18 protein-coding genes are annotated in these 22,817 nt (G+C 46.3%); 2 read left to right on the forward strand and 16 right to left on the reverse strand.

What is annotated here, in order from left to right; genetic code table 11:
• Positions 1-27: 27 nt before the first annotated feature.
• From AC0QUU_RS11370 to uvrB, 7 genes are all read right to left on the reverse strand, one after another.
• Positions 28-1,146 (reverse strand): DUF2062 domain-containing protein, encoded by a 1,119-nt coding sequence (locus AC0QUU_RS11370; RefSeq protein WP_474542888.1) that lies wholly within the window; start codon positions 1,144-1,146, stop codon positions 28-30.
• Positions 1,139-1,507 carry a hypothetical protein gene (locus AC0QUU_RS11375; RefSeq protein ID WP_474542890.1) on the reverse strand — a complete coding sequence of 123 codons (369 nt, stop codon included), beginning with the start codon at positions 1,505-1,507 and terminating at the stop codon, positions 1,139-1,141. The genes AC0QUU_RS11370 and AC0QUU_RS11375 overlap by 8 nt, the downstream gene beginning before the upstream one ends.
• Positions 1,508-1,618: 111 nt before the next feature.
• Positions 1,619-2,293: a double zinc ribbon domain-containing protein gene (locus tag AC0QUU_RS11380; protein ID WP_474545573.1), complete on the reverse strand. Its 675-nt coding sequence runs from the start codon at positions 2,291-2,293 to the stop codon at positions 1,619-1,621.
• Between the two features lie 17 nt (positions 2,294-2,310).
• Positions 2,311-4,521: an SF1B family DNA helicase RecD2 gene (gene recD2, locus AC0QUU_RS11385; RefSeq protein WP_474542892.1), complete on the reverse strand. Its 2,211-nt coding sequence runs from the start codon at positions 4,519-4,521 to the stop codon at positions 2,311-2,313.
• Positions 4,522-4,577: 56 nt separating this feature from the next.
• Entirely contained in the window at positions 4,578-5,567 is a 990-nt protein-coding gene (mreB, locus tag AC0QUU_RS11390; protein WP_474542894.1) for a rod shape-determining protein MreB, read from the reverse strand.
• A 206-nt stretch (positions 5,568-5,773) separates the two neighbouring features.
• Positions 5,774-8,620, reverse strand: coding sequence for an excinuclease ABC subunit UvrA (gene uvrA / locus AC0QUU_RS11395; protein WP_474542895.1), 2,847 nt, complete (start codon positions 8,618-8,620; stop codon positions 5,774-5,776).
• Positions 8,621-8,677: 57 nt separating this feature from the next.
• Positions 8,678-10,663, reverse strand: coding sequence for an excinuclease ABC subunit UvrB (gene uvrB, locus AC0QUU_RS11400; protein WP_474542897.1), 1,986 nt, complete (start codon positions 10,661-10,663; stop codon positions 8,678-8,680).
• Between the two features lie 431 nt (positions 10,664-11,094).
• On the opposite strand from uvrB, the gene AC0QUU_RS11405 reads away from it, so the two are divergent.
• Positions 11,095-11,937 carry a MurR/RpiR family transcriptional regulator gene (locus AC0QUU_RS11405; RefSeq protein WP_474542899.1) on the forward strand — a complete coding sequence of 281 codons (843 nt, stop codon included), beginning with the start codon at positions 11,095-11,097 and terminating at the stop codon, positions 11,935-11,937.
• A 134-nt stretch (positions 11,938-12,071) separates the two neighbouring features.
• On the forward strand, positions 12,072-12,392 hold the full coding sequence (locus AC0QUU_RS11410) for a hypothetical protein (RefSeq protein ID WP_474542901.1): 321 nt from the start codon (positions 12,072-12,074) through the stop codon (positions 12,390-12,392).
• A gap of 14 nt (positions 12,393-12,406) precedes the next feature.
• On the opposite strand, the gene AC0QUU_RS11415 is transcribed toward AC0QUU_RS11410, so the two are convergent.
• The 9 genes from AC0QUU_RS11415 to clpX form a co-directional block, all read right to left on the reverse strand.
• Entirely contained in the window at positions 12,407-13,216 is an 810-nt protein-coding gene (locus AC0QUU_RS11415; protein ID WP_474542903.1) for a PHP-associated domain-containing protein, read from the reverse strand.
• Positions 13,217-13,336: 120 nt separating this feature from the next.
• Positions 13,337-14,173: an energy-coupling factor transporter transmembrane component T family protein gene (locus tag AC0QUU_RS11420; protein ID WP_474542904.1), complete on the reverse strand. Its 837-nt coding sequence runs from the start codon at positions 14,171-14,173 to the stop codon at positions 13,337-13,339.
• Complete coding sequence (locus AC0QUU_RS11425) at positions 14,166-15,908, reverse strand: ABC transporter ATP-binding protein (RefSeq protein ID WP_474542906.1); 1,743 nt, start codon at positions 15,906-15,908, stop codon at positions 14,166-14,168. Before AC0QUU_RS11425 ends, AC0QUU_RS11420 begins: the two co-directional genes overlap by 8 nt.
• Positions 15,898-16,761, reverse strand: a complete 864-nt coding sequence (locus tag AC0QUU_RS11430) for a DUF8171 family membrane protein (protein WP_474542908.1) — start codon at positions 16,759-16,761, stop codon at positions 15,898-15,900. The genes AC0QUU_RS11425 and AC0QUU_RS11430 overlap by 11 nt, the downstream gene beginning before the upstream one ends.
• A gap of 260 nt (positions 16,762-17,021) precedes the next feature.
• Positions 17,022-17,180, reverse strand: a complete 159-nt coding sequence (gene rd, locus AC0QUU_RS11435) for a rubredoxin (RefSeq protein WP_474542910.1) — start codon at positions 17,178-17,180, stop codon at positions 17,022-17,024.
• Positions 17,181-17,289: 109 nt separating this feature from the next.
• Positions 17,290-18,465 (reverse strand): sporulation integral membrane protein YtvI, encoded by a 1,176-nt coding sequence (gene ytvI, locus AC0QUU_RS11440; RefSeq protein WP_474542912.1) that lies wholly within the window; start codon positions 18,463-18,465, stop codon positions 17,290-17,292.
• Positions 18,466-18,476: 11 nt separating this feature from the next.
• The gene (yihA, locus tag AC0QUU_RS11445; protein ID WP_474542914.1) at positions 18,477-19,073 is read right to left on the reverse strand and encodes a ribosome biogenesis GTP-binding protein YihA/YsxC; all 597 of its coding nucleotides are present in this window, start codon (positions 19,071-19,073) and stop codon (positions 18,477-18,479) included.
• Positions 19,074-19,081: 8 nt separating this feature from the next.
• Complete coding sequence (gene lon / locus AC0QUU_RS11450) at positions 19,082-21,400, reverse strand: endopeptidase La (protein ID WP_474542916.1); 2,319 nt, start codon at positions 21,398-21,400, stop codon at positions 19,082-19,084.
• 144 nt (positions 21,401-21,544) lie between these two features.
• The gene (clpX, locus tag AC0QUU_RS11455) at positions 21,545-22,816 is read right to left on the reverse strand and encodes an ATP-dependent Clp protease ATP-binding subunit ClpX (protein ID WP_474542917.1); all 1,272 of its coding nucleotides are present in this window, start codon (positions 22,814-22,816) and stop codon (positions 21,545-21,547) included.
• Position 22,817 lies beyond the last annotated feature (1 nt).

Genomic DNA, 22,817 nt, shown 5'->3' on the forward strand with positions numbered 1-22,817 from the left:
GGGGACACGCCGGACAATCTTTATTTTCTATTGTCCGTTATTATCGTTCTGATGTGTCTGATCCAGTCCGAGTTCTCTGCTCAGACTTCTGGTAAGAAGGATTTCCTCTGTATTTCTTTCTGACGCAGTGCCGGTATACCCCGCAGCATCTCCGGGCTGCTGCATTCTCCCCGCAGAAAAATTCTGTTCCTGTTCTGTAACTCCCTCCATACTTTCCGGCTGTCTCTCCGTAATATGCTTAACCTTTTTCTCCGGAACAGACACGCCGACCTTCGGAACCGCCTTTACATAATAGTAATATTCATCATCCTCAAACTGAACGTTTTCTGTTCTTGAATAATCGACTGAAAAGAAAAGAAATTCAAGTACAAATCCCGTAGCCGCTCCCAGAACAGCACTGAGTATAATAATTACATAGGATATTTTTTCATCCAGAAGCAAATTTCCGGCCGCAGCCGCGACAATACAGACCGCAGCTCCGGTTACTGACGCGATCTTCCATGCATGATCCACAGCCCGGTTTTTCAACGCGTTTACCAGCAGAATCCCGATTATGACGATCATCACCATAATCCACATTTCACGGTTTACCAGCACCTGCTTGGTAAAACTGATAAGTCCCTGTGCCAGTTCATCTGAACCTGAACTCTTCAATGCAGTGGCAGATACTTTTACAAAATGGATCATGTAATAGGCAATTGCGCCGCAGCCTGCCGGAACAATCCAGACCGGAGTACCCAGAAGTCCGAATGCAACCGGCACAACAAAAGGAATTCTGAGGCCGAATGCAAGAACCGCTACCAGCAGCAGCCATGATTTTCCCGGAGTAAACCGGAAATAGAAAATATACATAAGCAAAAAAATCAAAACAGAAATAACCGCTATCGGCATGGACAGAGCATAAAAATGAACAAGAACCAGCGCCGCAGCTGCAAGTGTCATGACAATCATTGGAAGAAACATGCAGATCACTGCCAGCCCTATTGTACAGAAAACAGAAGAGGCTGTCTTCATAAAACCAATGTTATAATTAATCATTCCAAACAGCAGCAGACCCATCAGAAGCTGAAGTGCCTTCAGAATATAAAGAGAATAATTCGCATAAAGTCTCTGCATTTTTTCTTTCCAAACAAGTAAGCTACTCATGGTCTCTGTACTCCTTCTTATAGATCTTTTCAAGACGGGACATATCCCTGTAATATTTTTTTACCCGCTGTTTCGCCTGAGTATGTTTCCTTCTGTAAAACTTTCCGGAACCTATGCCATAAATGATCAGCAGAGCAAAATAAGCGCCTGCTGCTATTGCAATAAGCACCAGAAGTTTCAGGAAGGTAAGGCCCTCCAGAATTGCATCTGCTCCGCATAAAACCAAAAGCGCCGCAGCCAGAAGATATCCGGCTGAAACCCAGATCAGCGTAATCCATGTATTCAGACTTGAATAATCTTTTTTATAGTAACCGCTGATTTTAATATCTTCTTCCCCGTATTTTTTTTCATATATTGCCATTTTTGTCATCAGACGTATTTTTCTTTTATCAAGCATAACGTTCTACACACCCTTCCTGTACAACGTATTCCTTTATCTATTTTGGTCATTATGTTTTAGTATAGCATATACTCAGATACCTTGTCCAATGCTTATAGTTAAAAACCAGACATTTTCCGTTCCGGCTTTTTTCAGCATCCCGGCGCAGCGTTCAATAGTACTTCCCGTAGTATAAATATCATCAATAAGAAGAACATTTCTGCATGCTTTCCACTTTGCGGAAACCGCGAATGCGCCTTTCAGATTTGCCTTTCTTTCTCCAGGTCCCAGCATTTTCTGGGGACTTGTCTTTCTTATTCTGAAAAGAACATCTGTATAAACCGGGATTCCCGTCTGCTCCGACAGCTCCCTGGCCAGAATCTCCGCCTGGTTAAACCCCCGTTTTCTCTTTTTTGAGGGATGCAGCGGAACCGGTATAATTGCCTCTATTTTTTTTGAGCTGATCCATTTTCCATAATATACTGCCATTTCCCGGGCAAACAGCACACCATACCAGCGTCTGTTATGATATTTGAAGCGGTATACAGACTCGGGCACCGGATCCTGATGCAGCCACAGACTTCGTCCCTGCACAACATTGGAAGCTTTTTCCTGGCAGTCGGCACAGTATTCGCAACTTTCATTTTGCAGTGGTTTTCCGCAGCGCATACAGCGGGGTTCCCGGATATATATTATCTTTTTTCTGCAGTCCGGACAGATTCCTTCCCTGTATATCTCTCCGCAGAAAGGACAGACCGGCGGATACAGAAAATTGAGCAGGAGCCTTAGAATTCGCAGATACGCTCTGTCAGGCTTGTGTACCTGGCCTGCTCGTTTTTGTTTTGTATCATTTCCTGAAATACAGCATCACTCCCAACAATCGTAAGGCATTTCTTAGCTCTTGTCACGGCAGTATACAGAAGATTACGGGTATACAGCAGCTTCGGACCGGCAAGCAGCGGAATAATTACCGCCGGATATTCGCTTCCCTGAGATTTGTGAACCGTTATAGCATATGCCAGTTCCAGCTCCTCTGTCATCTCAAAGCTGTATTTTACTTTTCTTGACTCATCAAATTCTACTTCCAGAGTCTCCGTATACTCATTAATTTCTGTAATAATCCCCATATCTCCATTAAAAATTCCGGTTCCTTTATCGACAGTAAGTCCAAACTTTGTGGAAACCTCCCACTCAAGCTGATAATTATTTTTAATCTGCATTACTTTGTCGCCCACACGGAACAGTCTTCCGTTTATCTCCCGTTCTGTCCGGCCTTCCTGCGGAGGATTCAGATACCGCTGAAGAATGCCGTTCAGCCTTTCCACCCCCAGAAGACCTTTTCTGGTAGGAGTCATCACCTGAATCTCATTAGGATGTGCGTGAACATATTTCGGCAGTTTTTTCTGAATCAGCATGATAACGACGCCAATAATCGTATCTGCGTCCTGCCGCCTCAAGAAGAAAAAGTCTCGGCTTTTATTATCCAGCACGACCGGCTCCCCGGCATTGATTTTATGGGCATTGACTACAATATCGCTTTCTCCGGCCTGACGAAAAATCCGGGTAAGCGTAACAACCGGGAATCTGCCTGAGGCAATAATATCTTTTAACACGCTGCCCGGCCCCACAGACGGAAGCTGATCTACATCTCCCACCAGCACAAGACGCGTCCCCGGCACAACTGCCGAAAGGAGAGCGTGCATCAGAGGCAGGTCAACCATTGACATCTCATCTATAATAATCACATCTGCCTCAAGAGGATTCTGGCTGTTCCGCAGAAATCCGCCTATACTTCCTTCTTCCTCCGGATTAACATTAACCTCCAGAAGGCGGTGAATCGTCTGCGCCTCATAACCGGTTGCCTCTGTCATTCGTTTGGCCGCCCTTCCTGTAGGCGCGGCCAGAAGAATACTCATCCCTTCACTGTCAAAAAAACGGATCATCGTGTTGATGGTAGTCGTCTTTCCTGTCCCCGGTCCTCCGGTAAGTACAAGAAGCCCATGTTTGATAGATTCGATAACCGCTCTGTGCTGCATGGGATCCAGCTCGATCTCTTCGCTTTCCTCCACCCTGCGCAGCCGTGATTCCATCAGATCTTCCGGCATCTCACAGTCGATATCCAGATCATGAAGCATTTTTGCCGTATTCAGTTCAAGATAATAATAATGCGCCGGATATATGCGTATCTCCCCTTCGTGTTCCTTCATCACGGTTTTTCGCTCAATACACAGATCCATCACATGCTTTTCCATATCTTTTATCTCAACTTCAAGCAGAATCCCGGCCCGTCTCAGCAGTTCCTCCTGAGGAAGATATACATGCCCCTCTGAAACCGCCTGCTGAAGTGTATAGAACAGTCCGCTTTTTATCCGGTAATCCGAATCTGTATGTATGCCGATCCGGGCGGCTATTTCATCTGCCGTTTTAAACCCGATTCCTTCTATACTGTCCGCCAGCTGATAAGGATTTTCTTCCAGAACTTTGTATACATCCAGTCCGTAACGCTGATAGATTTTTGCCGCGAGTCGATTGGATATGCCATACTTCTGAAGATAGATCATAGCTTTACGCATATCCTTTTTTTCTTCAACCTGTTCTGCAATCTCTCTGGCTTTACGCTCGCTGATTCCTTTTATCTCTGCCAGCCGTTCAGGCTCTTCTTCGATTATGCGGAACGTATCCTCCCTGAATTTTTTTACAATTCTTCCTGCGAGAGCCTGCCCCACGCCTTTTATTGCTCCTGAGCCCAGATAGCGTTCAATAGATACGACATCCTCCGGTTCCTTCAGTGTATGAGAAGAAACCTTCAGCTGCAGGCCGTATACGCTGTGATTAGTATATTCTCCCCTGAGCTCCATATTCTCGCCTTCGCTGATAAAGTTAAAGTTTCCCACACAGGTTATTTCTCCATCGTCATTTTCCAGACGAAATACAGTATACCCGTTTTCATCATTGCGGAACACAATGTGCTCCACATATCCTGTAACAACTTCCACTGCCGTTCCTTCCTCACAGCAGGACAGGGGTGCGCCCTCCTGTTCACACCCCTGTCCTAGTAATCCTTCCTTCCGCTCATAAACTCTACGAACTGACCGGTTCCGATCGCCACAACTTTCATCGGATCCTCCGCCGTCATAGTATTTATGCCTGTTTTCTCTTCAATCAGTTCTTCCAGCCCCCGAAGAAGCGCGCCTCCGCCTGTCAGGACAATTCCTCTGTCAAGAATGTCTGCCGAGAGCTCGGGCGGCGTCTGTTCAAGCACTGCAATAACTGCTTCAACAATCTGACTGGCAGCTTCCCTCAAAGCCTCCTCTGTCTCCGAAGAAGTAACTGTTACTGTTTTCGGCAGTCCCGTAACAAGATTGCGTCCTCTCACTTCCATGGTTTCTTCTTCTACAAGAGGATATGTTGTACCGATTTTGATTTTAATATCTTCGGCAGTCCTCTCGCCAATCAGAAGATTATGCTTTTTCCTCATATAGCGTACAATTGCCTCATCAAAATCGTCTCCTGCCACTTTGATGGATGTATTTACAACTGTCCCGCCCAAAGAGATCACAGCTATATCCGCAGTTCCTCCTCCAATATCTACAATCATATTGCCGCAGGGCTTTGCAATGTCAATTCCGGCTCCAATTGCTGCCGCTACCGGCTCCTCTATCAGATGAACTTCTCTTGCTCCTGCCGCAAATGTGGCTTCCTCCACCGCTTTTTTTTCAACCTCTGTAACTCCGCTGGGAACACAGATGCTGATACGTGGTTTCTTAAAAGTACGTTTTCCCAGGGCTTTCTGAACAAAGTATTTGATCATTTTCTCTGTTACGGTGTAATCAGAAATTACACCCTGTCTCAGCGGACGCACCGCCACAATATTTCCAGGAGTTCTCCCCAGCATCAGCCGGGCCTCCTCTCCAATAGCCTTGATTACATTTGTATCCCGGTCAAACGCCACAACTGAAGGTTCTTTTAACACAACGCCTTTTCCCTTAACGTACACAAGTACGCTGGCAGTTCCCAAATCTATTCCGAGATCTACTGACATACTGACTCTCCCTTCTAAACTGTCTATACTCTTTTTCCCGTAAACCTTTTCCGGCACGGCATTACTGCCTGTGCCGGAACACTGTATTTTCTCCCCGAAAGGTTTTCTCTTTCTCTGTAGGACAAACTGATAAATATACATACCCAGCCTGTCTGCATCACTAGTATAATAAACTTTTCAAAAAATGAAAATACTTTTTTCCATTTTTATTTTTTCTTAAGGATTGCATCAATATATTTTCCCGTGTAGGATTTTTCACTCCGGGCGATCTCCTCCGGTGTACCGCAGGCCACCACCGTTCCTCCCCTGTCTCCGCCTTCCGGGCCTATATCTATAATATAATCTGCCGTCTTGATTACATCCAGATTATGCTCAATAACTATTACCGTATTTCCGTCTCCCGCCAGTCTTCTTAAAATCTCTGTCAGCTTATGCACGTCCGCAAAATGCAGTCCCGTTGTAGGCTCATCCAGAATATAAACGGTCCTGCCGGTACTCCTTTTACTGAGCTCAGCAGCCAGTTTAATTCTCTGGGCCTCGCCGCCGGAAAGCTCTGTAGACGGCTGTCCAAGCCGGATATAGGAAAGTCCTACATCGTTGAGCGTCTCCATTTTTCTGCGGATACTTGGTACATGAGCAAAAAACTCCAGTGCTTCTTCTACTGTCATATTGAGCACATCATAAATTGTTTTTCCTTTATATTTTACTTCCAGCGTCTCCCGGTTATACCTTTTGCCGCCGCATACTTCGCAGGGTACGTATACATCCGGCAGGAAATGCATCTCAATTTTTAAAATACCATCGCCGGCGCAGGCCTCACAGCGGCCTCCTTTTACATTAAAACTGAACCGGCCCTTCTTGTATCCCCGAGCCTTGGCATCCGGCGTCGCGGCAAAGAGATCGCGGATCAGATCAAATACTCCGGTATAGGTTGCCGGATTCGATCTCGGGGTACGGCCAATAGGTGACTGATCAATATTGATCACCTTGTCCACCTGATCCAGTCCTGTAATTTTCCTGTGCTTTCCGGGAATCGTCCGGGCGCGGTTCAGATCATGGGCCAGCCTTTTGTACAGGATTTCATTTACAAGAGAGCTCTTGCCGGAGCCGGAAACTCCGGTCACGCACGTCATCACACCAAGGGGAAATGCAACGTCAATATTTTTCAGGTTGTTTTCCCGGGCGCCGATCACTTTCAGCCACCCCGCCGGCTTCTTCCGCTCCTCGGGCACCGGGATCCGGATTCTTCCGGATAAGTATGCCCCCGTCACGGATTTTTTATTTTTCATTATATCCTGAGCTGTTCCCACGGCAACAACTTCCCCGCCGTGCTCTCCTGCGCCCGGCCCGATATCTACAATATAATCTGCCGCCATCATGGTATCCTCGTCATGTTCTACCACAATAAGTGAGTTTCCCAGATCTCTCAGGTGCTTTAAAGTAGCCAGCAGCTTGTCATTGTCTCTCTGATGAAGCCCGATGCTCGGCTCATCCAGAATATATGCCACGCCTACCAGTCCGGAGCCGATCTGTGTAGCCAGGCGGATGCGCTGCGCTTCTCCCCCGGACAGTGTTCCGGTCGCCCGGGCCAGTGTAAGGTAATCCAGCCCCACATCCATCAGGAACTGTATTCTTGCGCTGATTTCTTTTAAGATCTGACCGCCGATCATCATCTGCGTATCAGATAATTTCAGATTATTTAAAAATGACTGCAATTTTTCAATGGAAAGCGCGGTCACCTCAGCGATATTCTTATCGGCGACAGTCACTGCCAGCGCACCGGGCTTCAGTCTCTGCCCTTTGCAGGCAGAACATGGCGTAATATTCATAAAAGTCTCATATTCTGCTTTTGAAGACTCCGAACCGGTCTCCCGATATCTGCGTTCCACATTCTTTATTAACCCTTCAAAAGCTATGTCATATACGCCTTCTCCCCGCTGTCCTTTATAGAAAACTTTCACACTCTTTCCATTTGTCCCATGAATAAGCACATCGTGGATCTTCTTCGGATATTTCTCGAACGGTGTATCCAGATCAAATCCGTACTCTTTGCAGAGAGCATCCAGAATCGCATGTGTAAAACTGGATTTGTCCGTGCAGGACTGCCAGCCCAGAACAGCAATTGCACCTTCATTGATGGAAAGTGACGGATTCGGAATCATCAGTTCTTCCGAAAACTCCATTTTGTATCCCAGGCCAAAACACTCCGGACATGCGCCGAAAGGATTATTAAAGGAAAAGCTTCTGGGCTCAATTTCCTCAATACTGATACCGCAGTCCGGGCATGAAAAGCTTTGACTGAAATTCATCGGTTCCCCATCGATCACGTCTACTACTAAAAGTCCTTCCGCCAGATGGAGCACATTCTCCACAGAATCCGTCAGACGTTTCTCAATCCCCGTGCGTACAATCAGGCGGTCCACAATAATTTCAATATTATGTTTAATATTTTTCTCCAGTTTGATGTCCTCAGACAGTTCATACATATTTCCGTCTATGCGCACACGTACGTATCCGCTGCGCTTTGCCTGTTCCAGAAGCTTTGCATGAGTACCCTTGCGGCCGCGGACTACAGGCGCCAGAAGCTGAATCCTTGTGCGTTCCGGTAGAGACATAATCTGATCTACCATCTGATCCACAGTCTGTTTAGCTATCTCCCTGCCACATTTCGGACAGTGCGGAATGCCGACTCTGGCATAGAGGAGACGGAAGTAATCATAAATCTCCGTCACAGTTCCCACGGTAGAGCGGGGATTATGGTTTGTTGATTTCTGATCTATAGAAATAGCCGGCGACAGCCCTTCTATACTCTCGACGTCCGGTTTTTCCATCTGCCCTAAAAACTGTCTTGCATAAGACGACAGCGACTCCATATATCTCCTTTGTCCTTCTGCATAAATCGTGTCGAAAGCAAGAGAGGATTTTCCGGAGCCGCTCAGACCTGTAAGGACAACCAGTTCATTTCTCGGGATATCCACATCAATATTTTTCAGATTATTCTCATTTGCGCCCCGGATTCTGATATATTTCCGGGCATCCATCTTCGTTCCCATGTGTTTTTATCGTTTCCTTCCTGTTATGTTTAATATTATTGGTCAGCAAGCAGCCTGTCATTCGATGTCATTCAGCATCTTCTTCAGATCAACCAGTTTGTCCCGCAGCTCTGCCGCAGCCTCGAAATTCAGTTCTGCCGCAGCTTTCCTCATCTGTTTTGTCATATCTTTTATGAGCTTATCCAGTTCTTTAGCGCTCATAGACTCCGGATCTTTCTCCATGCGCATCTCTTCAGCCGCAACTTTCTTTGATATACTGATCAGGTCACGGACAGATTTCTGGATCGTCTGCGGAGTGATGCCGTGCTCTTCATTGTATTTCATCTGGATCTCACGGCGGCGCTTTGTCTCATCAATCGCCATCTGCATAGAGTCCGTAATCGTATCCGCATACATGATAACATGGCCTTCCGCATTACGGGCAGCACGTCCGATTGTCTGAATCAAAGACGTTTCTGAACGCAGGAATCCTTCCTTGTCTGCATCCAGAATTGCTACAAGAGTGATCTCCGGAATATCAAGCCCTTCCCTCAGAAGATTGATTCCGACCAGTACGTCAAATACATCCAGACGCATATCGCGGATAATTTCCGTACGTTCCAGCGTGTCTACATCAGAGTGAAGATATTTTACACGGATACCCACCTCACGCATATAATCCGTAAGGTCTTCCGCCATGCGTTTGGTCAGTGTAGTAACAAGAACTTTATTCTTTTTTGATACTTCCTTATTGATCTCGCCAATCAGATCATCAATCTGTCCTTCTACCGGACGCACCGATACTTCCGGATCAAGAAGCCCGGTAGGCCGGATCACCTGTTCTGTCCGCAGAAGTTCATGTTGTTCCTCATAGGACCCGGGTGTTGCCGATACAAACAGAACCTGATTAATCTTATTTTCAAATTCTTCAAAATTCAAGGGGCGGTTATCCTTTGCCGAAGGCAGCCGAAATCCGTAATCTACCAGGGTAGTCTTTCGCGACTGGTCGCCGTGATACATACCTCCGATCTGCGGAATCGTCTTGTGCGACTCATCGATCATCATAATAAAATCATCCGGGAAATAGTCGATCAGAGTATATGGAGGCTGTCCCGGCGCAAGTCCTGCAAGATGCCGGGAATAATTCTCAATTCCCGAACAGAACCCCGTCTCCTTAAGCATCTCGATATCAAAGTTCGTCCGTTCTGCTATACGCTGCGCCTCCAGAAGTTTATCCTGGCGCTTGAACTCCTTCACCCGTTCATCAAGCTCCTCCTCAATGTCGTGCACTGCCCTCTTTATATTCTCTTTATCCACAACATAATGTGATGCCGGAAAGATCGCTACATGCTTCAGTTCGTCTTTTATCTCTCCTGTAAGAATATCTATCTCTGTAATACGGTCAATTTCATCCCCGAAAAATTCAACCCGTACCGCAGTCTCGCTTTCATATGCGGGTATGATCTCAAGCACATCGCCCCGTACTCGGAAGGTACCGCGGTGAAAGTCCATATCATTGCGGTCATACTGAATATCAATCAGCTTTGCCATCACTTCGTCTCTGTCTTTTATCATTCCCGGGCGCAGAGAGATTACCATGTTCTGGTAGTCTACAGGGTTTCCCAGACCGTAGATGCAGGAAACGCTGGCCACGATGATCACATCCCGACGCTCCGTCAGTGCCATGGTGGCGGAGAGGCGGAGTTTATCGATCTCCTCGTTAATGGCGGAATCCTTGGCAATGTAGGTGTCTGAGGAGGGGACGTAGGCTTCGGGCTGATAGTAGTCGTAGTAGGAGACGAAATACTCTACGGCGTTGTTCGGGAAAAATTCCTTGAACTCGCCGTAGAGCTGTGCCGCCAGGGTCTTATTGTGCGCGATGATCAGTGTCGGTTTATTCAGCTGCTGAATCACATTTGCCATGGTAAATGTCTTTCCGGAACCGGTAACGCCCAGAAGGGTCTGGCACTGATTGCCTTCCTTGAAACCTTTGACAAGGTCGGCGATCGCCTGGGGCTGGTCGCCGGTGGGTTTGTATTCTGATACTAATTCGAAATGATCCATTCCTATTTTTTCTCCTCTTTCTGACAGATTTTCTTTACATAATTCGCAATTCATTCTCTATATAAAGTCCTGCTTCTCTGCTGCACCGGAGAAGGCTTTTTCAACATTCTGAAATACCTGAGTCACAAAATCATTTTATCTGTCTGATATCACTCAGTACATTTCGTGCTGTTCTATCTACAAAGTCCGGACAAACAGCACGAAATGTACCTCATTTCCCACGTCCGGCACACAGGACGCAAAGTATACTGCGTTATCCTGAAACTAATATACTACACTTATATATTGATTGCAAGATTATTCGAATGTATGTTCTTATTTTTATTTTACATATTTTCTATCTTTCTTTTACTCTTTTTTTCCTGTCATATGATATTATTATTACATTGATCCTGATCAAAACCGATAATTTTTAATTGAAGGGAACTTATATGACTGATATTTATTTTACAAAAGGACATACCGACTTTACAAAGACGGAGCAGAAAATCATTAACTATATTATTGAAAATCCGGATTCTTTTGTTCATATGACTATAGGTGACGCCGCACGGGCAATTGGAAGTTCTGAACCTACAATTTCCAGATTTGCCCGCCATTGTGGATATGCGGATTTTAAAGAACTGAAAAGCACAGTTCTGCAGCATCTGTCAGGTACAGACTCGCCTGCCGGAAAGCTGAACTCGACCATTGCCAGTACATCAGCCGGCACACCGGGAGGCTTTCTTCTTCATCAGCAGTTCTGCATCGAAAAAACGCTTGCATTTCTTGATCCTGACCTCATGGAGCAGGCGGTTTCTGCCATTACAGAAGCTGAAGTCGTATATTTATATGCCAAAGGCGCCGCCCTCTCCCTGGCCCACCTGACGCACTTCCGGCTGACCAGATTCGGCATCCGGACTATTCTGCTGCCGCCGGGCAGCTCTGAACTTTTTGAGTATATGAATCTTTTCACCGAAAAAGATCTGGTAATCCTGTTCGGTTTTCAGAAGACGCCCAAAGAAGCGCAGGTTTTGCTGGATCATCAGAAAAAAGTACACTATACATGTGTCTTTTTCACCAGTCGCCTTTACCAGACTGCCAATGACAGCAGGGTCATCCCCCTGTATGTTTATCGGGGTGAGCCTATGGAGTACCACTCCATGTCCGCCCCTGCAGCACTTCTGGACGCCCTCGTCGTAATGATCGGCGCGAAAATGGGCAAACGCTCCGAACAATATCTGGACAGCCTGTATGAGCTGAAAGAACACTACAAAGCAGAAATCCCCCGCTGAATAGTGAATTTGTATTTGTGAGAGAGGAAACTTCCGCCGGGGAGTCCGGGTATGGTGCCGGAGAGCGCACTTTCGTTCGGACGCGGCGCAGCGGTACATAAGAGCGCACAGGACGCGCTCTAAGTGCCGGCGGGATGAGAGCAGAAAACAGCGGGATACAGATGGCAGGATGCGCCTTTCGGAGAGCGGCTGAGGAGATTTTGGGCGACTTTGGAGCAGAATTTAGTAAAACAAAAACCCTGGGTGCAGGCGTTAGGATTTTCAATGGAGCTGTCCGAGCGGAACGTGAGTTTCCATTGAAAATCCTGTTTTTAGCCTGTATCCAGGGTTTTTCTGTTTTACTTTATTCTGCGGAACGGAGATCAAAATCTCCTCAGCCGCTCTCCGAATACGATTTCTGTTTACTCTGTATCAAAGTATTTTCAGACTTTTTTTCAATCGCATGCCGCAGATAAATTCAAAATTTCCCTTATATCTCCGCCCCTTTCAGCAGTACTCCCACATAATCTCCGCCCAGCGCATGTATTTCTTTAAGTGAGCGTTTGAGTATCCCTGCTGTTTCCACCTGAAAACTGAGATTATCGGACATTTTTATTTCATAATCTCCGGCCTGTATCTGCCGCAAGAGTTCTTCCACTGTATGGGCTTCTCTTTCAAATACGTTGTACACGCAGCCGTACTGGAAGGACTGATGGGTATCACTGCCTGCCACCAGCGGTCTGTTCAGCTTTTTCGACAAACGGCGCATCTTTTTCCATGTCCCATCGCAGTCTTCTGCCAGATCTTTCCCGTTAATATCAAGGAACATGAATCTTTTCAGCATTTCTACGGGCAGGGAAGGGATATTGCCCCCTTCTCTGTACGGATGTCCTGCGCCAAAGAGCACCGGATATTCTGAAACCATTTCCGACCATTTATCAAAAGGCAGAAAATTCCCTTTTTCCTTATTTGGCTCCAGACGACGGTTCATCTCAAGGATACACTCCAGCGGTCCGGTTACAAGCGTGTGTCCGCCTTCGGCAATGTCTACCTCCATTCCCGGAAATATCCGGAATCCGTCTTCCGTCACAAGACTGTCTCCCTCTCTGGTGCAATGCCCTTCTATATAACGGTATACCTCATCAAATCCAAGAGTATTAAAATGTTCTGTCAGACACAGGGCATCCAGTCCGGCCCTTCGTGCCTCCCGGAACAGCCAGTCCGTATAATCCGGGGAAAAAGGCAGTTTTTTTGCCAGTTTTCCATGTGTATGGAAATCAATCTTCACTTTACTACACATCCTTTCAGTTTCTGAGTATGTCTTTACTGCGCATCCTTGCAAAACCTTGCCGCAGGATTCCTTTCTCTGCTGATACGGGCATTCCCGTCCCGTGTTCTGCCTTTTACAGAATCTGTTCATTTACAGGACATTTCCAAGCAGAGCCGAAGCTCCGAAACTTGCCGCTGCCCAGCACACGGAAATCAAAATAAATATATAATCCCCTTTTGTCACTTTCAGCATAGCCAGTTTCAGGCGTTTTACCTGCGGGTTTTTCAGCGAATACCTGTACCCTTTCAGTTCCAGGGCCTCCACTGTCGTGCGGGAGCGCTTCGCCGTATTCAGCATCAGCGGATAAAACGACTGAATAATCATTTTTATCTGATAAAACAGATAGCGTATTTTGCCGAAAAAGGTTTTCTTCTGGGGCGGATTGCCTCTCAGCCGGTACGACAAAAGAATATTCTGAAATTCCTCCATCAGAACCGGAAGAATCCTGTAAGCAAAAGATATGCTGAAGGAAAGCTGGTCCGGGCACCCGAACCAGAGCAGTCCGTTAGCCAGTCTGTCGGGATCGAGTCCGGAAAAAACAGTGATAGAAGCCAGAGACACAATTGCCACTTTCAGCGTCATCACAAGCAGAGGTGCAATGGTTTCCGCATTTCCCCCGAAAAATAACGCTACAATGAACAGATAACCGGTCTGTGAAAATACACCGATACAGAAGAGGAAAAGCACCAGTGGCGCGATTCTGGCTGTTCTTGTCGTTGCTACAACAAACAGGAAAAGAAACAGCAGAAGGATGACATCATTCAAAAACCATGGAACCAGTCCAAAAAACAGATACCATATAAGAAGAACCCGGGGATCCAGTTTTGCAATGGCTGTGTCATCATTTCCGTATGCATTTTTCAGTACCTGATTTCTCAGGTAGTCAATCGAAATTTTGTCCAGAATATTTTCCGTAAGTTTACGCATACTTCTCACCTCTGAAATGTTCTATAAATTCGTCTATTGTGAAACAGGGGCTGATAATTCCCATTTGTCTTCCCATATCATAAATCTGGGGAGGACGGATGCCGACCCTGCCCCGCACAAACATATCCGCAAAGATTTCTTCCTTAGTGCCATCTGCAATCACATATCCGGATGACAGTACTATGATCCGCTCTGCCCAGTCACACACAAGCTGCATATCGTGGGTGGCGATCACTACTGTATCGGTAATTCCTTTCAGCATCTGCAGTGTTTTCATAATCTCCCGGCGTGTGGCAATATCCAGATTGGCCGTAGGCTCATCCAGCAGAAGCATTTCCGGATTCAGCGCAATTCCGATCGCCAGGGAAGCCCGGCGCATCTGTCCTCCGGACAGAAGCCGCCCGTCCCGGTCCGCCAGATCAGTAAGACGGAACATTTCCAGAAGCTCCTTTGTCCTCTCTTCGTAATTTTCAATTTTCCGCACCTTCATGGCATATTCAATATCTTTCCGGATGGAGTCTTTGATAAACATTTCTTCCGGATTCTGATACACCATGGAAATCGTATGGCCCAGCTCTTCCTTCGACATATCTCTGGTCAGCTTTCCTTTTACTGACACCCGGCCTGATTCCGGGTGAATCAGCCCCATCATCAGATTCAGCATGGTGGACTTTCCTGCGCCGTTGGAACCGATCAGAGCGATCTTTTCTCCCTTTCCGATATCCAGACTGAAATCGTCGAATATCTTCGGCGGCTCCCCTTTAACAGAACGGTACTTTACCGTAACTTTTTCAAATTCCACCAGCTTGTCATGCTCTTTCATTACCGGCTTTGCTCCGTATTCTGTCCGGTTGTTTTTCAGAAACGGAGAAAAAATCTTCTCCCCCTCTTCAATATTTACAGGAAGCATTGTTCCCTTTGGAAGAAGCCCCGCATCCTCCATCCTCTGTGCGGCAATCGTCACCTGAGGGGGAAAGATATTGCTCTCCTGCAGTTCCTTTACCCGGCGCATGGCTTCTTTTGCAGGAAGTTTCCACTTTACACTTCCGTCTTTAATGAGAAGGGCATGTTTACAGTATCTGGTAATATATTCGGTATGATGCTCAATTACAATAACCGTCTTCTGATATTTCTCATTCAGTTCTTTCAGCACTTCATATATTCCGTCCGCATGGGCCGGATCCAGCTGGGCAATCGGTTCATCCAGAATCAGAATATCCGGACTCAGAGCTGCAGTCCCCGCCAGCGCCAGCAGATGTTTCTGCCCGCCTGACAGCTGCCATACATAGTCATTCATCTTATTTCCCAGGCCGCACACTCTGAGCGCTTCTTTCCCTTTTTCAATATAGTTATCCATTGCATAGTTCAGGCATGCGTAAGAGGCGTCTTCCAGCACGGTCGGACAGACGATCTGATTCTCGAAATCCTGATACACATAGCCGACTTTCTTCGCCAGGGTTCCTATTTCTTCTTCCTTTGTATTTTTGCCGTCGATAAAAACATCCCCTTCTATGTCTCCTGTAATGAAATGAGGGATCAGACCGTTCAGCGTCCTGCACAAAGTAGATTTCCCGCAGCCATTATTTCCAATAACTGCGAGAAAATCTCCCTTTTCGATGCTGACATTGACCTGCTTCAGTGTGGGCGCCTTAGCGCCCGGATATGTAAATGTAAGATTTTTTATTTCTATCGTGTTCACTGCAGATCTCCCTTTCAGCTCTTTCTCATCCTGCATTTTTTGAACCGGCTGCTCTGTTCCGGATCACTCCGACTGCAATCAGAAGTACAACCGCCGCTACAATAATTGCAGTTATAAATGCTCCTGTACTTTCCGCCCATGCCGCTTCCCAGTCAATCAGCTCATAACCGCCTGATGCCAGAAGCTCGGCTCCGATCGCTGCAACAAACCCTGCAAGACTCAGCAGAACTACCTTCAGCGAAATTGCATTCTCTGATCCAAGCACTGTTTTTTCATCCCTGGGCTTCATACCAAGAAGAGGCTCGATCTTTCCATAAAGTTTCGGAACAAGATATACGGCCGGCAGCATACAGAACAGAATGCCCGAGAACAGAATATCATTCAGACAGGCAAAGCCTTCGGTAAAAAATACACTTTCCGGAAGTCCCGCTACTGCTTCAAAATCCTCTACTGCAAACTGAACTTTCAGGATATCGACTACACATCCCATAAGCTGCTGGATCGTCACTCCGAGAATAGATGCCGCTGCAACCATTTTTCTGTTTTTCGGATTTTTCACAAGGCGGCCCGCTATATATACGCCGATTGTTACTGTAAGGAATTTTTCCAGTTCACCGAGTCCGCCGAACTGTCCCAGCATTATTTCACTGAAAACAAGCTCTCCCGTTGCCGCTCCCAGAGCTGCGGACAGCGGATCAAACAGCATGGACAGCGTAAGGGGAATAAACAGAAAATACTCTACCGAGAATTCCACGATTCCAACCTGGAAAGAAGGGATCAGCTCTGTAAACAGAGTTGCCAGACCATAAAGAGACATTGAAAGCACAAATACCATCATTTTCTGTGACTGTGTAATTTTGTTTTCCGGATTCATTGTTTTCTCCTCCATAACTCTCAGAATACTCTCAGAATCTTTCTGTAAACGTTTTTCTGAAAGCACTCCTTTATTTGCTGATTTTTTATCATTTCTGACAAAGCTATTATATAATCAGAGAAACATATCCGATATCATAAGCCATTAAAATGTAAGTAAAATTTCCGTAAATGAAATTATGAAATAAAATTTTCATAGTACAAAAAGAACTGCCATCCGATACAGATGGCAGTTCTTTTTGCATACAATATTACTGTTCGCGCAAACAATTGAAACTATACTTCAGAAAATTCGTCTTTTCCTACGCCGCACAGCGGGCATACGAAATCATCCGGTACATCTTCCCATTTTGTTCCCGGTTCGATTCCGTTTTCCGGATCTCCCGTCTCCTCATCATAAATGTATCCACATACATCGCAAACATATTTCTTCATATTCTGTTCCTCCTGTTCTCATATTCAAAGCCTGTCCGGAATCAATCCGGATCCCTCCGGAGATTTTTCCTTCACTCCTATAACATGATAGCATATACCCGTCAGGATTTCAACGAGACTGCTCTGTTTTTTCTTTTCCTTGTTTTTCCGGCTTTTCACTCGCCGGACTGTCATGGAGCCCTACAATTCCGTTAATCAGAATTTTCACATCATCAAAAATATAATCAAACGCACCCGCCTGGAACATATTAATCAGCACCATACCGATGGGCACCGCAATTATCATACCGATCACACTGCCCAGACGGTATCCGATGTAAAGAAGCAACAGCGTGACAAGCGGATTCAGCCCCACACTGTCTCCCACCAGCTTCGGCTGAGCCAGCTGATGAACTGCCTGAGTAATTACATAAATAATTACAAGGGCCGCTGTCATCTTATAATCTCCCATAAAAAACTCATATATCGCCCAGGGGATCATTGCCGTGCCTGTCCCGAAAAACGGAAGAAAATCCAGGAAGGCAATCAGGAAGGCAGCCAGGCCGAAATAGCTTGTTCCCAGAAATCCAAGTCCCACAAGAAGAATTGCGAATACCACCAGCATGATTTTAAACTGTGCCTTAAAATATCCTCCGACTGCATAGCGCAGATTATCCATAACAAGTGTCATTCTTTTCTGTACCGACTGAGGAGATACTTTCTTCAGCCACTGCAGCACCTCTTCTCTCTGTATGATAAAGAAGTAGGCAGACATGACCGACACAATAAAAGAAATAAGATAGGATGGCACACGCTTCGCGAAATTTCCGGCAGCCTCAACTGTAGGTTCACTGATTCTTGAAACAAAGCTTCCCATATACTGATCCAGATTCTCCGCCACGCTGTTCAGACCTCTCTGTATTCCGTCCGGAAGCCTTTCAAAAACACCTGATAATGTATCTCCGATCTGCCTTAATCCTGTCTCAAGCTGGGCATACATCCCCGGAAAATCCCGTGCCAGCTTTCCGATTTCCACAGCAAGCCGGCTGATGACCAGATAAACTGCCAGAACAATCAATCCCAGTACAAGTATGACAATGAGAGCTGATCCCAGTTTTTTTACAATTTTCAGTTTTTTCTCCAGCCAGTTTACAAGCGGAGATGCTATCGACGCAATAATCCAGCCGATAACAAACGGCATAAGAAATCCAATCAGCTTCCAGCAGACAATAACAAACGCAGCCGTGGCCAGCAGACTGAACAGCAGCCTTACACACACCTGCCAGTAAGGACGCCTGTTTTCCATTTCTTTCCTCCTCAAATATCTTCCGAACTGATTCTTGTTTCAATCAGCTCCCATATTTCTTCCCTCCCCTGTTTTGTAGAAGAAGAAAACGGGATCACTTTTGTTCCCGGAACAAGGGAAAGACCTTCTCTTATCATTTTTATATGTTTCTGTATTTGACTGCGCTTTATTTTATCCAGTTTTGTGGCGATTATAACCGGTTCGTAGCCCTGATCAACGATCCACCGGTACATCATTTTATCATTGGCCGACGGCTCATGACGGATATCAATGAGAAGAAATACAGCCTTAAGCCGCGCAGAGCTGTGAAGATATCTTTCAATCAGTCTGCCCCACTGCTCTTTCTCTTTCTCAGATACCTTTGCGTAACCGTAACCCGGAAGATCCACCAGATACATCACGTCATTAATATTGTAAAAATTAATCGTCTGCGTTTTCCCCGGCGTAGCAGAAATCCGGGCATAGGACTTCCGGTTCATCAGCGCATTGATCAGGGATGATTTCCCTACATTGGATTTACCTGCAAACGCAATCTCAGGTTTGTCATTTTCCGGGAGCGTACTGGTGATGCCACATACGGTCTCCAGATTAATACTTTTTATTACCACATGCCCTCCTATTCCGCCAGTGCTTCTTTTAATACTTCTTCCATGCTTTCCACCGGAATAATTTCCAGTCCCTTTGTGATTTCAGAAGAAAGTTCTTCTACGTCGGCTACATTTTCCTTCGGAACAAGTACTGTTTTTATTCCGGCACTTTTGGCTGCCAGAAGTTTTTCTTTCAGACCTCCGATGGGAAGCACCCGTCCCCGCAGCGTTATCTCGCCGGTCATGGCAAGATCTGCCCGTACCTTTTTCCCTGTAACGGCAGAAAACATGGCCGTTGCCATTGTAATCCCCGCCGAAGGCCCGTCTTTCGGAACAGCGCCTTCCGGAATATGAACATGGATATCATGTTTTGCGAAAAAGTCATCTGCAATTCCGTACTGTCTGCTGATAGAACGGATATAGCTGATGCCCGTAGTAGCCGACTCCTTCATCACATCGCCCATCTGTCCGGTCAGCATAATGTCTCCGGTTCCGGGCATAATATTTACCTCAATCTGAAGAGTATCGCCTCCCACGCTGGTCCATGCAAGTCCGCGTACAATCCCCACCTCCGGGGCGAGATTTGCCATCTGATAGGAATATTTTTCTTTTCCCAGGAATTTATGAAGATTTCTGTCTGTTACACTGATTTTCTTCTTATCTGTTGTCAGAATCTCTTTAGCGGCTTTTCGGCATACATTTCCAATCTCCCGCTCCAGTTGGCGCACGCCGGCTTCCTTTGTATAATTACGTGCCATTTTCCAGACTGCATGTCTGCTGAATGTAAGCTGACCGGCCTTCAGACCGTTCTTTTCCAGCTGTTTCGGAATCAGATGTTCCTCTGCGATATGAAGTTTTTCATTTTCCGTATAACTGGTAATCTCAATAATTTCCATGCGGTCCAGAAGCGGTCTGGGAATTGTCTGCAGCGTATTTGCCGTGGTTATAAACATCACCTCGGACAGGTCCAGAGGTACCTCAAGGTAATGATCCCGGAATTTGCTGTTCTGTTCACTGTCCAGCACTTCCAGAAGAGCGGAGAAAGTATCTCCTTTATAGTCTGTGCTGACTTTATCGATCTCATCCAGCAGCATAACCGGATTTTTTACTCCGGCCGAACGGATTCCGGCGGCAATGCGACCGGGCATTGCACCCACATAAGTTCTTCTGTGGCCACGTATCTCCGCTTCGTCCCGCACACCGCCCAGAGAAATGCGGACATAAGGTTTCTTCATTGCCCTTGCCAGAGATTTTGCAATGGACGTTTTTCCGGTGCCCGGCGGACCTGCCAGACATAAAATAGGACTGTCTCCTTTTTTCGTCAGAGTGCGGACTGCCAGGAACTCCAGGATCCTTTCTTTTACCTGTTCCAGACCGTAGTGATCCTCATCCAGCACCTTTCTCGCGTAGGCAATGTCATGAATATCTCTGACTGATTTATCCCATGGCATTTCAAGAAGCGTCTCTATATATGTGCGGATCACCCCGCTTTCAGCCGGTGAATTAAGAGAACTTTTAAATCGTTTAATTTCTTTCTGAAGCTTCTCTTTTACCTCCTTCGGAGCTTTCAGCTTCTTCCGGGCATTTTCAAACTCTTCTGCGTCTGATATGGCAGACTCTTCTCCCAGCTCTTCCCTGATCAATTTCAGCTGCTCTCTGAGAATGTATTCTCTCTGGTGTTTGTCCACACGTTCTTTAACTTTTCTCTGGATTTCCTCTTTGATATTCATAATCTGGACTTCATTCACCAGTTTAAATGCCAGCTTTTCATACCGTTTCCAAAAATCCGTCTCACTCAGCAGTTCCTGCTGATCAGCATAGTTAAGGGGAATATTTGCGGCTATCTCATCAACCAGTTTTTTCAGGCCTTTTATCTCAAGCAGGCCGGCAACCGCCTCTTTTGACATCTTGCCGTTTTTTGCCGCATATTCGACAAGCATATCTTTCAGACCACGTTCCATAGCCTGAGCATTTACGTTATCCGGCACTTCCACATCTGACTCGTTTACAATTTCTACCAGAGCTCTGAGATACGGTTCATCTGACTCGATTTCTTTTAAGATTCCCCTCTCCTCACCTGCCACCAGTACGCGCACTGTGTGTTTTGGAAGCTTAATAATCTGCTTTATTGTTGCTACCGTACCGACCTCATATACATCGTCTTTTCCAGGATTCTCCGTCTCTATGGATTTCTGGGCAGCAAGAAATATTTTCTGTTCTTCTGTCATAGCCTCCTGAACCGCGGCAATGGAGCGCTCCCTGCTCACGTCAAAATGCACTACCATTTCAGGGAGAATTGTCATTCCCCTGAGCGCCACCATAGGCATGCTTTTTCTCTCGTTGTCCAATTCTGTTTCCTCCTAATCTAAAAGGCGGGTACAGATCTAAGCTGCACCCGCCTCATTTTCCAGGAATGCCATTACTTTCCCTCTGAGGCGTGCTATCAGCTTTCCTGCCAGCATCGGTCTGCACGCCTGCTATCCGACCCGCTTTTATGCGCTTTCTGATGTGAGAAAAGATCTGCGTTCTTCTCCGTCACGCAGATAAAGCGGGCTTCCGGTTCCAAGCACAGCCTCCTTTGTGATGCGGCATTCTTTGATTGTCTCATCAGAAGGTACCTGGAACATGGTATCCATCATTATATTTTCCATAATCGCTCTCAGGCCCCTTGCCCCGGTCTTTCTTGCCAGAGTTGTCTCCGCGATCGCCGTCAGAGCGTCTTTATCAAACTCCAGTTTGACCCCGTCCAGTTCCAGAAGTTTCTGGTACTGCTTTACGATTGCGCTCTTTGGCTCGGTCAGAATCCGGATCAGTGCTTCCTTATCCAGAAGATCCAGGGATACCGTTACAGGCAGTCTGCCCACAAGTTCAGGAATCAGGCCGTATTTTACCAGATCCTGAGGAAGAGCTTCATGCAGCAGCACATCCATATCGTACTCATGTTTTGTGGCTATCTCCGCGTTAAAACCGATGGATTTTCTGTCAAGACGTGTTTCAATAATCTTATCGATTCCCTCAAAAGCGCCGCCGCAGATAAACAGAATATTTGTTGTATCTATCTGAATCAGTTCCTGATGAGGATGCTTTCTGCCCCCCTGGGGAGGTACGGACGCCACCGTTCCTTCTATAATCTTGAGAAGCGCCTGCTGAACGCCCTCGCCTGATACATCCCGGGTAATAGACGGATTTTCTGATTTACGCGTAATCTTATCAATCTCATCAATATAGATGATACCGTGCTCGGCGCGTTCGATATCCCCGTCTGCAGCCTGAATTACTTTCAGCAGAATGTTTTCCACATCTTCCCCGACATATCCGGCTTCTGTCAGAGCGGTAGCGTCTGCAATTGCAAAAGGAACATTGAGAATCTTTGCAAGCGTCTGAGCCAGGAGCGTCTTTCCGCAGCCTGTAGGCCCCAGCATAAGAATGTTGCTCTTCTGAAGCTCTACCCCCAGATCCTGCTCCGCCATAATCCTCTTGTAATGATTATATACTGCAACAGACAGAACTTTTTTCGCCTCATCCTGTCCGATCACATAATCATCCAGGAAACTCTTGATTTCCTCCGGTGTCAGGAGATTGATATCGTCAAAAGCTCCTCCGTCATTGTAATCCAGCTCCTCTTCAATAATCTCGGAGCAGATGCCGATGCACTCGTCACAAATATAAGTCCCGTTCGGGCCCGCGATCAGCTTTCTGACCTGCGCCTGGGTCTTATTGCAGAAAGAACAGCGCACGATATCATCCATCATTTTCCCTGCCATA

This window comes from Mediterraneibacter sp. HA8405 (assembly GCF_056148955.1).